We start from the raw sequence: 13,281 nt of genomic DNA on the forward strand, positions 1-13,281 counted from the left end.
ACAACTTGTCATCCATTCGGGTTACCCGTTCTCTTTGGGTTCGGTGTCGATCCTCGGCAAGTCCGAGGACGCGACCTTCGTTCGAAATGCTCGAGCGAAGGCGTTGGACTTCAGCGCCCTCTGCAGGCACTTCTCGTCCGGGTGCACCCACGCTCCCCGTCCGGGCAGTGTCGCTGACACATCGTGGACGATCGCGGGGCGCTGATCGGGGCGGATCACAAAACGCGTGAGCTGATCCCGATCGGCTGTGATTCTGCAGGCGATGCACATCCGTTGGGGTGCACTGCCTGCGATCACAGTAAACAATTCTACAGCACTTCCATTCCCGCGTCTGCCATCCCGGCGGACCCTCGGTGTTGTGTGCGGCACGCCGGCCGACCTCATTCGGCCGCGACGATGTCGATCTTCCATCCGGTGAGCTTGGCCGCGAGCCTGGCGTTCTGACCCTCTTTGCCGATGGCCAGGGAGAGCTGGTCACGGGGCACCACGGCCCGGGACTCCTGGGCCGCCGCGTCGAGGATGTCGACCTTGAGCGTCTTCGCGGGCGAGAGCGCATGGCCGATGAACTTCGCCGGGTCGTCGCTGTAGTCGACGATGTCGATCTTCTCCTGACCGAGTTCGTTCATCACCGAGCGCACCCGCGAGCCGAGTTCGCCGATACAGGCTCCCTTGGCGTTGACGCCCGGCTTCGTCGCCCGCACGGCGAGCTTGGTCCGGTGACCGGCCTCTCGGGCCAGCGACACGATCTCGACGGTGCCGTCGGCGATTTCGGGGGCCTCGTGGGCGAAGAGCCTGCGGACGAGGTTCGGGTGGGTGCGCGAAACCGTCACCGAGGTGCCCCGGGTACCCTTATGAACATCGGCGATGTAGACGCGCAGTCGCGTGCCGTGGGGGTATTCCTCACCGGGAACCTGCTCGTGCGGGGGCAGCACCGCCTCGACGTCGCCGAGGTCGACCTGGACCATCTGCGGGTCCCGGCCCTGCTGCACGGTGCCGGAGACGATCTCGCCCTCGCGGCCCTTGAAGCTGCCGAGGACCGATTCGTCCTCGACGTCGCGCAGGCGCTGGTGGATGACCTGCCGCGCGGTCTGGGCCGCGATGCGGCCGAATCCGGTGGGAGTGTCGTCGAATTCGCCGATCGGGTTGTCGTCGTTGTCGAATTCAACCGCCCAGATCTTCACTTCGCCGGTGGTCTTGTCGAGCTCGGCGCGGGCGTCGGGCCAGGCGCCCTCGGTCTTCTGGTAGGCGAGGAAGAGCGCTTGTTCGATCAGTTCGATCAGAGTGTCGAGCGGGATCTCGCGCTCTCGTTCGATGATGCGCAGGACACTGAGGTCGATATCCATGGCCTATACCCTCTCCGGCTCCCTCGAGCATTGAATTGTCTGTCTTCACTTGTGGTGTTCGTCGTTGCCAGCGCAGCCGCAACCGCTTTTGCGCAGGCGCACCAGTCTACCGCATCCCACTGGTCCACAGCATGGACGCCGAACCTCCACGAGCGGTCACCGGAACCTGAGTTCGACCTGTGCCCTGACGATGTCGTCGAGATCGATGCTGCGCCGCTCTCCGGTGCCGGGATCCTTGCCCGCGATGCTCGTGTCCCCGACGTCGTCGAGGTCGAGGCGGAAGGAGTCCTTCTTCGTCTGGACCTCGAGCCTGCGGCCGAGCACGCGCCGGAAGTGCCTGGGGCATTCGAGCTTGCGGGTCGCCCCCGGGCTGGTGACCTCGAGCTGGTAGGGCTTGTCCCGGAACACCTCGACCTCGTCGAGGGTCTCGCCGACGATCCGAGAGGATTCGGCGATCTTCTCCATCGACATCGGCTCCGTGCTCGATTCGTCGAGATCGACGATGACTGTCAGGGCACGGCGCTGACCGGCCGCCACCGCCTTCACGGACTCGAGATAGAACCCCGATGTCTCCAGCGGTTCCCGCAGCAGCTCTGTGATCCGAGCAACGTCCTCGTCCATGTGTCCTCCCTGCTGATTGGCTTCCTCCCAGCGTAGAGGACAACGGCCGACGCCGCCGCTCATCCGTTACGATTGCGGTATGCGTTTTCCCGTGAGTCGCCGCACCATTCTCCTCTCCGGTTTGGTCGCAGCGAGCCTCGGTCCGCTCTCGGCATGCGGGCTGCGGATGGACACGGAACCCGAGATTCCGGACCTCGATCCCAGCGATGAGCTGCGCAACCGGATCGCCCGGATCCTCGAGGCCACCGCCGCCAGTGCCGGGGACCCGGAGACGGCCACCGCCGACCTGGAGAAGTTCCGCGCCGCCATCGGACCCGTCTGGTCCCCTCCCACACAGCTGGCGACCCAGTCGCCGTCCGCGGAGCCGCCGCGATCCTACCTGGAGGCCGCCGAGGTGGTGTCCACGACCGTGTTCGACGACGTCACGGATCTGGATTCGGGTCTCATCACCGTGCTCGTCGACGTGGCCACCGGCTTCGCGCTCACTGCCGGCGCCATCAGACCCGGGATCGCCGAGGCGGCGCAGAACCTGCTCCGCACCTCCGTGTCCCAGAAGCCCACCGAGCGCGCCGCCGCACCCGATGCGGATGTCTGCGCGGGCATCCTCGAGCAGGCCCGTGCCGCCGCGTACGGCTACGAGCGCCTCGCGGTCGAGTTCGGTTCGGACACCCCTGAGCGCAAGGCATCGCTCACCCGGCTGGAGACCCTGGGCTCCCTGGGCGGTGAGATGCTCGAGAAGCTGGCAGCCGCGGACACCGAGCCGCCGCCGGACTCCCCCTCCTGGAAGCTCGACCCGGTGCCGGCCGATGCGGGCAGCGCCCGCGAGCTGGCGCTCGCGCTCGAGGACCGGGTGGCAGGAGCTATCCTGCCGTGGCTGCGGACCGATCCCCTCGCCGCTCTCCGGCTCTGGGAGTCCGCCCGCACCCGCAGCGTCTTCGGCGCAGCGCAGGCGCTGCGCTTCACGTATTCCGACAGCGCTGCCTCCGCCGCCGCGCCCACGCCGAGCGCCTCGGCGCAGAAGTGAAGAGTGTCGAGTTGAAAGTCCCTCCGGTTCTCTACACCTCCACGCGCGACATCATCGGCAAGGCCCGCACCGACGCCTGGGTCGCCGCCCTCGACTTCATGGCGTACGAGCTCATCGACCGGTGGAAGCTGCGCTTCGACGAGGTGCCCGGGGCCCCGTGGGCCGGCTGCGAGAGCCTCGTGGTCCCGGTCCTGACCCAGGAGAACTATCAGGGTGTCCTGCGGTTCGCGGCCCCCACCTCGGCGCACACCGCCGCACATGCCCAGGCGCTGCGCGCGCTGAAGATGTGGAACGGGCACGGGGCCGTGCGGGTGATCAGGGACGATCGCAGCTTCCGGGTGACTCTGCAGGAGCGGCTGCGGACGAAGGACAATCTCTCGGTGCTGCCACTGCCCGATGTGCCTCCGGTCTGGGGCGCTCTGCAGAAGTCGCTGCAGATCCCGGCCGACTCCGAATTCATGCGGGTCCAGGACGTCGCCGCCGGGTGGCTGTCGACCTTCGACGCCGATGCCGCGCTGCTCAGCGGGTGGGCCGAGTCCGGCGCCAACGACTCCCTGCTGCTGTCGTTCGCGCGGAACTGGATGAACGTGCTCGCCGCCTCGGAGGAGAACTGGCTCATCCATGCCGATCTCCACTACTACAACATCCTCGCCGGCAACCCCGACGCGGCAGGAGTGGCGACGTGGAAGGCGATCGACCCCCAGCCGCTGGCCGGGCCGACCGCCTACACCATCGCCCCGGTGCTGTGGAACCGGCTTTCCGAGATCCCGGCCCTGCACCCGCAGGGGCAGGCGGCGTGGCTGCGAGGGTTCGCCGGCGACCTGGCGCTGTGCGCTGGGATCGACCCGCAATACGGGATGGGAGCCGCCGTCGCCCGCGAGGTCACGAACATGTTCTGGTATCTGCGAGCCGCACGCGGCGGATCCTCCCTGGCCTTCGGCGATGCGGCGCGCTCGCTGTGGGTCGCCCGGGCGCTGTCGGGCGCCGACGTCCACGGCGTCAACGCCCACGCGCTCAAGGCCATCGGCTGAGCACAGCCATCGGCTGGGCGGCCGCTGCCGGGCCTCGGCCTCGTCCTCGTCCTCGCATGGATCGTCGGCCTCGCGTCAGCGGATCATTCCCGCGATGACGTCGTAACCGAGCTTGAGGATCATCGCCGAGACCACGACGACGAAGACGACTCGGACGAAGCCGGAACCCTTCTTCAGCGCCGTCCTGGCGCCGAAGATCCCGCCCAGGACGTTGCCGGCGGCGACGACCAGTCCGAGCAGCCACACGACCTGACCGGCGGGGACGAAGTAGACGAGGGCGCCGAAGTTCGTCGCCCAGTTGATCACCTTCGCTGTCACCGAGGCCTGGAGGAACGAGAACCCGATGATCGTCACGAACGCGATGACGAGGAACGATCCCGTGCCGGGTCCGAGCACTCCGTCGTAGATGCCGATGACGAGGCCGATCAGCCAGGACAGCCCATGGTGGCGCTTCGAGGTCTCCCCGAACCGCAGGCTGACATCCGTGCCGAGGCTCGGGTTGAGCACCGTGAAGATCCCGACCCCGACGAGGGCCGCGAGGATGATCGGGGTGAACATCTCGCTGGGCACGAGGGTGGCGAGCTTCGCGCCGAGCACCGCCCCGAGGAATGCCGTGGCCGCCGCCGGGATCGTGGCCGACCGGTCGGGGGTGACTGTGCGCAGATAGGTCGCCGCCGAGGCGGTGGTGCCCGCGATGGATCCCACCTTGTTCGTCGCCACCGCCTGCACCGGCGTCATCCCCGGCACCAGGAGGAGCGCCGGCAGCTGGATCAGTCCGCCACCGCCGACGACGGCATCGACCCACCCGGCCAGGGCTCCTGCTGCGAAGAGCAGCAGGAGCATCATCAGCGTGACATCGATGCCCCCGGTCAGCGCCTCCACTGCTCAGACGGAGGCGATGGCGGGATCCGCGACGGTCGGTTCCGCCTCCGCCGGTGCTCCGGCGACGGCTGCGTCGGCTGCCGCCTCGGCCGCGGCGTAGGCGGCACGGACGCCGTCGACGGTCGTGGCGATCACCTCGGCGAGGGGAAGCTCCTGCTTCTGGCCGCTGAGACGGTTGCGCAGCTCCACCTTGCCGTCGGCCAGTCCGCGGCCGATGACGATGACGGTGGGGATGCCGATGAGCTCGGCGTCGGCGAACTTGAAGCCGGGTGAGACCTTGACCCGGTCGTCGAGGAGGACGGAGACCCCGGCCGCCTCGAGGTCAGCGGTCAGCGCTTCGGCCGCCTCGGCGATGTCCGCGCCCTTGCCCGCGGCGATGATGTGGACGTCGGCGGGGGCCAGGTGCTGCGGCCAGATGAGGCTGTCGCCGTCGTGGTACTCCTCGGCGATGCAGGCCATGACACGGGTGACGCCGAGGCCGTAGGAGCCCATGGTCACGGTCGTGGCCTTGCCGTTCTGGTCGAGGACCTTGAGGTCGAGCGCCTCGGCGTAGCGGCGGCCGAGCTTGAAGATCTGGCCGATCTCCACCCCGCGCGCCAGTTCGAGCGGGCCCGAGCCGTCGGGGGCCGGGTCGCCGACCATGACGCGGGCGGCCTCGATCGTGCCGTCGGCGACGAAGTCGCGGCCGGCGACGAGGTCGAACACGTGCTTGCCGGGTTCGTTCGCGCCCGTGATCCAGCGGGTGCCGTCGACGATGCGCGGGTCGAGGAGGAACCGCAGCCCCGAGGTGCCCTCGAGTCCGAGAACCTGGGTCTCCGGGCTCATTCCCGGGCCGATGTAGCCCTTGACGAGCTCCGGGTGCGCCTTGAGGTCGGCTTCGGTGGCGGCTTCGATCTCGACCTCGCCGATGCCGAGGGTTCCGGTGCCGGCGGCCCGGTCGAGGTCGACCTCACGGTCGCCGGGCAGGCCGATGACGACAATCTCGCGAGTGCCGTCGGGGTGGGTGACGGCGCAGACGACGTTCTTGAGCGTGTCCGCGGCAGTCCAGTCGCGGTCCTCGCGCGGATGATCGGCGTTGGCGGCGGCGACGAGCGTCTCGATCGTCGGGGTGTCGGGGGTGTCCTCGATGTGGGCGGCCGGGGCATCGGTGTAGTCGATGGCCTCCGGAACGACCGAGGTGACGGCTTCGACGTTGGCGGCGTAGCCGCCGGGTGAGCGGACGAACGTGTCCTCGCCGACCTCGGAGGGGTAGATGAACTCCTCGGTGCCGGATCCGCCCATCGCGCCCGGCGTGGCCTTGATCGGCAGGCAGGGCAGGCCGAGGCGGGCGAACGCGCGCAGGTAGGCCACCCGCATCGCCTCGTAGGAGGCGTCGAGCCCGGCGTCGTCGATGTCGAAGGAGTAGGCGTCCTTCATGATGAATTCGCGGCCCCGCAGCAGCCCGGCGCGCGGCCGGGCCTCATCGCGGTACTTCGTCTGGATCTGGTAGATCGACAGCGGCAGATCCTTGTAGGAGGAGTACAGGTCCTTGACGAGGAGCGTGAACACCTCTTCGTGGGTGGGCGCCAGCAGGTAGTCGTTGTCCTTGCGGTCCGTCAGGGTGAAGATGTCGGAGCCGTAGGCCTCCCACCGGCCCGAAGCCTTGTAGGGGTCGGCGGGCAGCAGGCTCGGGAAGTGGACTTCCTGGGAGCCGACGCGGGCCATCTCGTCGCGCACGATCGCCTCGATCTTCGCCAGCACCTTGAGGCCCAGCGGCAGCCAGGTGTAGATTCCCGGCGCCGACCGGCGGATGTACCCGGCGCGGTGGAGCAGTCTGTGGCTGGCGACCTCGGCGCCGACCGGGTCTTCCTTCTGGGTTCGCACAAACAGGGACGACATGCGTAGCGCCATGGGTGATTCTCCTCAATGTCTCACAACTCAAATCGAACACTATAGGCCCGGGAGCACCAGCGGCAATTCCGCCCGCACAGGCGTCGAGATCACGTTCGGGACGCCCCGAGGCCCGGCCCTGTCCGAGGGGCGAGGGTGGGGGTGAGCGGGCATCGATTCGCGACTGTCGGGAAGAGAATTAGACTGGGTGGTCAGAGCCGTCCTCCACGTCCCGATCCGATCTGAAGAGCATGCCTGATTCCACTTCTCTCGAGCAGTTCCCTCGCCCCTCCGTGGCCGTGGACACTGCGGTGCTGTGCCCCGTCGCCCGCAGGGGCCTGCATGTTCTCCTCATCCGCGCCCAGGACGGACAGTGGCAGCTGCCCGGTTCGATCCTCCGTCCGCAGGAAAGACTCGCCGAGGCGGTCGCCCGCTGCCTGCGGGAGAAGGCGCGGTTGATCGACCGCTCCCCCATCCAGCTGCATGTCTTCGACCAGCCCGATCGCGACGATCGCGGCTGGGTGATCTCGGTGGCCCACCTCGACGTGCTCGACGGGACCGGCGACTTCGGCGCCGACGAACGGCGGAAGATGGTGCCGGTCACCGAGGTGACCGAGCTCAGCGCCGAGCATCAGGAGATCGTGCGGGTCGCGGTCCACCGGCTCCGGTCGCTCCACGAGCGCACCCCTGATCCCTTCGGTCTGCTCGGCCCCGAGTTCTCGCTGCGCCAGCTGCGGACTCTCCACGAGACGGTCGCCGGGGTCGAGCTGCAGTCCGATACCTTCCGCCGCACCATGTTGCCGCTGCTCGAGCCCACTGGGCGTGCGGTCACTCAGGGCCGCGGACGGCCCGCCCAGACGTTCGCACGCCGCGCGGAGATCGCCCTCGACACGGATTCCCCCATCCTCCCGGTCCCCGGGGCCGAGTGGGCAGGTGTCCACGACTGGCCGACTCCCACCGCGGCGCGCGTCACGGTCGAGTCAGCAGTCGGCGCTGCCGACACGGGGGTCGGCGCAGTCGAATCGGGTGTCGGCGATGGAGATTGACCGCTCCGAGCAGACCCATCAGCGCATCGATGTCTGGCTGTGGACGACGCGGATGTTCAAGACCCGGAATCTCGCCACCCAGGCCTGTCGCGGCGGGCACGTGCAGCTCGACGGCCAGCGGGTCAAGGCCTCACAGAAGGTGTCGATCGGGCAGGAGGTCCGGGTTCGCAAGGCCGGGAGTGAGTTCATCCGGAAGATCACCGGGTTCGTGCCGACCCGGGGCCAGGCATCGATCGCAGTGCAGTGCTATGAAGACCTCACCCCGGCCCCCGATCCTGCGCTGCGCGGATTCGTTCCCCGCCGGGACAAGGGGATGGGTCGACCGACGAAGAAGGATCGGCGCGAGATGGAGAAGTTCCAGGACGAGGCCGCCAAACCGCGCCGCCGCGACCATCCCTGAGCGCCGGCTCAGCATTTCCGGGCGGGTACCGAGTTTCCGGCTCAGTACATGACGGTGGCGAAAGTGCCGACCTGTTCGAAGCCGACCCTCTGATACACGCGCAGCGCCACCTCGTTGTAGTCATTGGCGTAGAGGCTCACCATCGGGTGTCCTGCCGCCTGAGTCTGCGCCACGACGGCGGCCATGCCCGCCGCGCCGAGGCCGAGGTTGCGCACTTCGGGGTGCACCCAGACTCCTTGGACCTGGACGACGCGTGGTGCCCTGATCCCGATGTCGGCCTTGAACAGCACCTGCTCGTCCAGGTCGCGGGCCGGCCACCGCGGGACCCGGCCTCCCTGCGGGAGCGTGTCGGAGATCCGGACGAAGCAGTTGCCGCCCCGGATGATGCTGCGCACTCGGGCCAGGTAGCTCGATTCGCCACCCTCGGTCGGTGAGAAGCCGACTTCGTTGGTGAACATGTCGACGCTGGCGGCGAACACGGCCGGCAGCTGGTCGAGGGTCGCCAGACGCACCTCGGGGTCGGGTTCGACCTGGGGCGGGGAGCTGATGGCCAAGAGTGGCTGGCGTTCGCGGATGCCGCGCGGCCTGCCCCAGCTGAGCCGGCGGTGCAGGTCGAGGACGACTCGGCGATCGCCGATGAGGGAGCAGGAGTACCGGCCTTCGGCGTTGAGCTTGGCGGCCAGGGCCTGATTGGTCTCAGGGGTGGCGGCGACGGGAATGATGTTGCCTCCGGCCCAATAGGCCGCCACCGGTCGCTCGCCGTCGAAGACCCCCAGCAGGGACCCGGCGGGAGAGCTCATCTGAGCGGTCCCGGAGACGTCGAGCAGGGCGAGCAGGTAGACGTTCTCGCATGGTTTGAGCGCCAGCAGGCCCTGCAGCCAGCGTGTGTGTTGATGACCCAGTCGGGCGACTCTCAGCACCGGCCCACCCTCACCCTGCGACGACGGAAGCTCTCAACCGACGACGACCTCCGGCGGACCGGAGGGCACATCGGACTCCTCGGCGATGCGCATGGCCTCTTCGATGAGTGTCTCGACGATCTGGGATTCCGGCACGGTCTTGATGACCTCGCCCTTGACGAAGATCTGGCCCTTGCCATTGCCGCTGGCCACACCGAGGTCGGCCTCCCGGGCCTCGCCCGGACCGTTGACGACACAGCCCATGACGGCCACCCGCAGCGGAACCTCCATGCCCTCGAGGCCGGAGGTGACCTTCTCGGCCAGGGTATAGACATCGACCTGTGCCCTGCCGCAGGAGGGGCAGGAGACGATCTCGAGCTTCCGCGGGCGCAGGTTGAGGCTCTCGAGGATCTGGCTGCCGACCTTGACCTCTTCGACCGGAGGGGCGGAGAGGGAGACTCGGATCGTGTCGCCGATCCCCTGCGAGAGCAGGGCGCCGAAGGCGGTGGCGGACTTGATCGTGCCCTGGAACGCGGGCCCCGCCTCGGTGACGCCGAGGTGAAGCGGCCAGTCACCGCGCTCGGCGAGCAGTTCGTAGGCGCGGACCATGATCACCGGGTCGTGGTGCTTGACGGAGATCTTGAAGTCGTGGAAGTCGTGCTCCTCGAACAGGGAGGCCTCCCACACCGCGGATTCCACGAGGGCCTCCGGGGTGGCCTTGCCGAACTTCTCCATGATGCGCTTGTCGAGCGACCCGGCGTTGACGCCGATGCGGATCGAGGTGCCGGCGTCCTTCGCGGCCTTCGCGATCTCCTTGACCTGGTCGTCGAACTTCCGGATGTTGCCGGGGTTGACGCGCACGGCCGCACAGCCGGCGTCGATCGCGGCGAAGACGTACTTCGGCTGGAAGTGGATGTCGGCGATGACGGGGATCTGCGACTTCGCCGCGATCGCGGGCAGAGCTGCGGCGTCGTCGGCCGAAGGGCAGGCCACACGCACGATGTCGCAGCCCGAGGCGGTGAGCTCGGCGATCTGCTGGAGGGTGGCGTTGATGTCCGTCGTCGGTGTCGTCGTCATCGATTGGACGCTGACGGGGTAGTCGGAACCGACGCCCACCTTGCCGACCTTGATCTGACGCGTCTTCCGCCGAGGCGACAGCACAGGTGGAGGTGGAGCGGGCATTCCGAGGTTCACCGATGTCACGAACACAATCCCTTCGTTTCGGCTGGGGGCCAGCCTGACTGTTCGAGTCCTCCCTCATTGTAGAACCCCAACCCTGGGCTCACCTGTCCGCCGACGGTGCGATGCCTCACGCCACGGGAGTCGCGGCGCTGCCTCAGCCGCGGGAGTCGCGGGGCTGCCTCACGTCGAGGTGGTCGCGGCGCTGCCTCAGCCGGCGGATCTGAAGATCGCGTCGAGGGTGATCGGCTTGACCAGGTCGACGTAGACGAGCAGCGCGGTCATACACAGCATCAATCCGATGACGACGTAGGTCAGCGGCAGCAGCTTCGCGGTGTCGAACGGACCGACCACTCCCCGGCCGCGCCACTGATTGATGCGGCGGCGCGCCCCCTCGTAGAGGGCGACGGCGATGTGACCGCCGTCGAGCGGGAGCAGCGGGATCATGTTGAACGCGAACAGGAAGATGTTGAGCGAACCGAGCATGCCGAGGCCCATCTGCGCCTTGTCGACGACCTCGAGGCGGTCCGTGGACACGATCTCGCCGGCCACGCGCCCGACGCCGACCATTCCGACGAGGCCCTCGGCGTCGCGCTCCTTCTCCCCGACCGCGACCTGCGTGATGTCGACGAGTTTGACGGGCAGAGTCACGATCGCATGGAACACTCCGCTGACCTGGTCCCAGACCGCGCCGGGGAACTCGCCCAACGGCAGTGGCATGCGCTCCTGAACCGGGCCGATTCCGAAGAACCCCTCGGTCTCCGTCTGCGGGCTGCCATCCGGATTGAGAAGTGGCGCTCCCCGCTCGTCCAATCGCGGCCGCTCATGCGCGATGATCGGCACGGTCACCGTCTCGGTCGAGCCGTCGCGGACGAATTCCACCTGCACGTTCTTCCCGGCCTGATCCTCGATGACGCTCGAGAGGGTCTCCCAGTCCTTGGCCGGGACGCCGGCGACGGACGTGATCCGGTCACCGGGCTTGATGCCGGCCTCCCACGCGGGGGTGAGCTGGTCACCCGATTGACAGGCCTGACGCTGGTCGGCGGGTCGGGACGCCGCTTCGCCGGCATCGACCGCGCATTCGACGACGGTGGCGACAGTGGTCGTCGGCGTCATCACGCCGATGCCGAGCAACGAGACCGCCATGATGAGGATTCCGAGCACGAGGTTGACGAATGGTCCCGCGAACATCACGACCAGTCGCTTGGGCACCGACAGCGCATAGAACGTGCGGTGCTCCTCCCCCGGCTCGATCTCCTGATTCGAGAAGTCCCGGGCATCAGCCATCGTGGATTCGAACAGCCGCCCCCGCTTCGCTCGACGTGGTCGTCGCGCCGCCTCGACGGTGGGAACAGACCTCTCGGCGATGGGAGCAGTGCCCTCCCCGGTGGCAGCAGCACCCTCGCCGAGGCGGCGGTCCGTCGCCTCGACCGGCGGGTACATCCCCGGCATCGCGATGAAACCGCCCAACGGCAGCGCTTTGACGCCGTACTCCGTCTCACCTCGGCGGAATGAGAACAGGGTCGGGCCGAACCCGACCATGTAATGGGTGACCTTGACCCCGAACCTCTTCGCCGGGGTCAGGTGCCCGAGTTCGTGGAGGGCGATCGAGATGGAGATCCCGATGAGGAACAGGAGGACACCGACGATGTAGAGGAGTGTGACCATGTCAGACCCTGCCGACGGGCTCGGGTCGTGCCGCCAGCTGGTCGCGGGTGAACTCGCGGGCCCAGGCGTCGGCGGCGAGCACGGTCTCGACCGTGTGCTCGGCGGCGGGTTCGTGGGCCCTCATCGCCGAATCGATGCCCTCGTCGATCGCAGTGAACGGGATCTGCCCGGCCACGAAGGCGTCGACGAGCACTTCGTTGGCGGCGTTGAAGACGGCGGGGTAGCTGCGGCCTCGGCGGCCCGCGTCGACGGCCAGACCGAGGGCCGGGAACGCGATGTGGTTGACCGGTTCGAACGACCAGTGCGTCGGCTGCATCCAGTTGTTGCCTTCGGCTCCTGAGCGCAGCCGCCGGGGCTCACCGTTCGGCTCGGTGCCCAGGGCATAGGCGATCGGCAGGCGCATGTCCGGAGGTGAGATCTGGGCGATCGTCGAACCGTCCATGTATTCGACCATCGAATGGATCTGGCTCTGCGGGTGGACGACGACTTCGATCCGGTCGAAGTCGATGTCGAAGAGCAGGTGCGCCTCGATGACCTCGAGGCCCTTGTTGACCAACGTCGCCGAGTTGATGGTGATGACGTCACCCATCGTCCAGGTGGGATGCTTGAACGCCTGGGCCGGTGTCACCCTGCGCAGAGCGTCGCGGGTCATGCCGCGGAACGGTCCGCCGGAGGCCGTGATGATGAGCTTGTGCACCTCATCGGCGGTGCCCGAGCGCAGCGCCTGGGCGATCGCCGAATGCTCACTGTCGACGGGGATGAGCCGGGCGCCGGTGCGGGCGGCGGCATCGAGGACGATCGAGCCGCCGATGATGAGCGACTCCTTGTTCGCCAGGGCCACGTCGGTGCCGCGGTCGAGCGCGGCCAAGGTGGCGCCGAGACCCGCGGCCCCGGTCACGGCGTTGAGGATGAGGTCGGCAGGGGCCCCGGCAACCGCCTCGGCGGCGTCGTCCCCGATGAGGATTTCGCGCACCGGGCTGCTGATTCCGCGATCCGCGGCCAACTGATCGAGTCGCTGTCGGATCTCCGCTTCTCCCCCGGCGGGCGGGGTGGTCAGCCCGATGACGGGGGCGGAGAAGTCGAGAGCCTGAGTCAGCAGAAGCTCGATCTGGGAGCCCGCAGCGAGTCCGATGACTTCGAAATCCGCAGCGTTCGCGGTGAGGACTTCGAGGGCTTGAGTGCCGACCGAGCCGGTCGAGCCGACTACAATGATTCTACGTTTGCTCACGCCTACCGATGATGCCAAAGTTCTCTGGGAAATGTCTTGACCGGCCTCGGTTTCTCTGCGTGAGTGCGGACACCATTCGACGCCTGAGAGA

13 protein-coding genes are annotated in these 13,281 nt (G+C 68.0%); 4 read left to right on the forward strand and 9 right to left on the reverse strand.

Going from position 1 to position 13,281, the window contains the following annotated elements; all coding sequences use genetic code 11:
• Positions 1-21: 21 nt before the first annotated feature.
• From RIT73_RS04880 to rimP, 3 genes are all read right to left on the reverse strand, one after another.
• Positions 22-411, reverse strand: coding sequence for a YlxR family protein (locus RIT73_RS04880; protein ID WP_309130932.1), 390 nt, complete (start codon positions 409-411; stop codon positions 22-24).
• Entirely contained in the window at positions 381-1,343 is a 963-nt protein-coding gene (gene nusA / locus RIT73_RS04885) for a transcription termination factor NusA (protein ID WP_309130933.1), read from the reverse strand. The genes RIT73_RS04880 and nusA overlap by 31 nt, the downstream gene beginning before the upstream one ends.
• A gap of 156 nt (positions 1,344-1,499) precedes the next feature.
• Complete coding sequence (rimP, locus tag RIT73_RS04890; RefSeq protein WP_309130934.1) at positions 1,500-1,964, reverse strand: ribosome assembly cofactor RimP; 465 nt, start codon at positions 1,962-1,964, stop codon at positions 1,500-1,502.
• 79 nt (positions 1,965-2,043) lie between these two features.
• On the opposite strand from rimP, the gene RIT73_RS04895 reads away from it, so the two are divergent.
• Positions 2,044-2,988: a hypothetical protein gene (locus RIT73_RS04895; protein ID WP_309130935.1), complete on the forward strand. Its 945-nt coding sequence runs from the start codon at positions 2,044-2,046 to the stop codon at positions 2,986-2,988.
• Positions 2,989-2,999: 11 nt separating this feature from the next.
• Positions 3,000-4,019 (forward strand): aminoglycoside phosphotransferase family protein, encoded by a 1,020-nt coding sequence (locus RIT73_RS04900; RefSeq protein WP_309130936.1) that lies wholly within the window; start codon positions 3,000-3,002, stop codon positions 4,017-4,019.
• Between the two features lie 75 nt (positions 4,020-4,094).
• On the opposite strand, the gene RIT73_RS04905 is transcribed toward RIT73_RS04900, so the two are convergent.
• Both RIT73_RS04905 and RIT73_RS04910 read right to left on the reverse strand, forming a co-directional pair.
• Complete coding sequence (locus tag RIT73_RS04905) at positions 4,095-4,901, reverse strand: TSUP family transporter (RefSeq protein ID WP_309130937.1); 807 nt, start codon at positions 4,899-4,901, stop codon at positions 4,095-4,097.
• Positions 4,902-4,904: 3 nt separating this feature from the next.
• Positions 4,905-6,791, reverse strand: a complete 1,887-nt coding sequence (locus tag RIT73_RS04910; RefSeq protein ID WP_309130938.1) for a proline--tRNA ligase — start codon at positions 6,789-6,791, stop codon at positions 4,905-4,907.
• A 230-nt stretch (positions 6,792-7,021) separates the two neighbouring features.
• On the opposite strand from RIT73_RS04910, the gene RIT73_RS04915 reads away from it, so the two are divergent.
• Together RIT73_RS04915 and RIT73_RS04920 are read left to right on the forward strand one after the other, a co-directional pair.
• A complete protein-coding gene (locus RIT73_RS04915) occupies positions 7,022-7,816 on the forward strand; it encodes an NUDIX domain-containing protein (RefSeq protein ID WP_309130939.1) in 795 nt (264 codons plus the stop codon).
• Positions 7,806-8,216 carry an RNA-binding S4 domain-containing protein gene (locus RIT73_RS04920; protein ID WP_309130940.1) on the forward strand — a complete coding sequence of 137 codons (411 nt, stop codon included), beginning with the start codon at positions 7,806-7,808 and terminating at the stop codon, positions 8,214-8,216. Before RIT73_RS04915 ends, RIT73_RS04920 begins: the two co-directional genes overlap by 11 nt.
• A gap of 41 nt (positions 8,217-8,257) precedes the next feature.
• Here the strand turns inward: RIT73_RS04920 and RIT73_RS04925 are convergent, their stop codons facing one another.
• From RIT73_RS04925 to dxr, 4 genes are all read right to left on the reverse strand, one after another.
• Positions 8,258-9,136 (reverse strand): GNAT family N-acetyltransferase, encoded by an 879-nt coding sequence (locus RIT73_RS04925; RefSeq protein ID WP_309130941.1) that lies wholly within the window; start codon positions 9,134-9,136, stop codon positions 8,258-8,260.
• Between the two features lie 33 nt (positions 9,137-9,169).
• Positions 9,170-10,318: a flavodoxin-dependent (E)-4-hydroxy-3-methylbut-2-enyl-diphosphate synthase gene (gene ispG / locus RIT73_RS04930; protein ID WP_309130942.1), complete on the reverse strand. Its 1,149-nt coding sequence runs from the start codon at positions 10,316-10,318 to the stop codon at positions 9,170-9,172.
• Positions 10,319-10,504: 186 nt separating this feature from the next.
• Positions 10,505-11,962 (reverse strand): site-2 protease family protein, encoded by a 1,458-nt coding sequence (locus RIT73_RS04935; RefSeq protein WP_309130943.1) that lies wholly within the window; start codon positions 11,960-11,962, stop codon positions 10,505-10,507.
• Between the two features lies 1 nt (position 11,963).
• Positions 11,964-13,190 (reverse strand): 1-deoxy-D-xylulose-5-phosphate reductoisomerase, encoded by a 1,227-nt coding sequence (dxr, locus tag RIT73_RS04940; protein WP_309130944.1) that lies wholly within the window; start codon positions 13,188-13,190, stop codon positions 11,964-11,966.
• Positions 13,191-13,281: the final 91 nt, after the last annotated feature.

The organism is Brevibacterium sp., assembly GCF_031179145.1.
GTDB lineage: Bacteria > Actinomycetota > Actinomycetes > Actinomycetales > Brevibacteriaceae > Brevibacterium.

Bases quoted from the DNA above. Each gene is read 5' to 3' on its own strand.
- RIT73_RS04880 (WP_309130932.1), bottom strand. From the start codon at position 411: ATGGAAGATCGACATCGTCGCGGCCGAATGAGGTCGGCCGGCGTGCCG.
- nusA (WP_309130933.1), bottom strand. From the start codon at position 1,343: ATGGATATCGACCTCAGTGTCCTGCGCATCATCGAACGAGAGCGCGAG.
- rimP (WP_309130934.1), bottom strand. From the start codon at position 1,964: ATGGACGAGGACGTTGCTCGGATCACAGAGCTGCTGCGGGAACCGCTG.
- RIT73_RS04895 (WP_309130935.1), top strand. From the start codon at position 2,044: ATGCGTTTTCCCGTGAGTCGCCGCACCATTCTCCTCTCCGGTTTGGTC.
- RIT73_RS04910 (WP_309130938.1), bottom strand. From the start codon at position 6,791: ATGGCGCTACGCATGTCGTCCCTGTTTGTGCGAACCCAGAAGGAAGAC.
- RIT73_RS04915 (WP_309130939.1), top strand. From the start codon at position 7,022: ATGCCTGATTCCACTTCTCTCGAGCAGTTCCCTCGCCCCTCCGTGGCC.
- RIT73_RS04920 (WP_309130940.1), top strand. From the start codon at position 7,806: ATGGAGATTGACCGCTCCGAGCAGACCCATCAGCGCATCGATGTCTGG.
- RIT73_RS04935 (WP_309130943.1), bottom strand. From the start codon at position 11,962: ATGGTCACACTCCTCTACATCGTCGGTGTCCTCCTGTTCCTCATCGGG.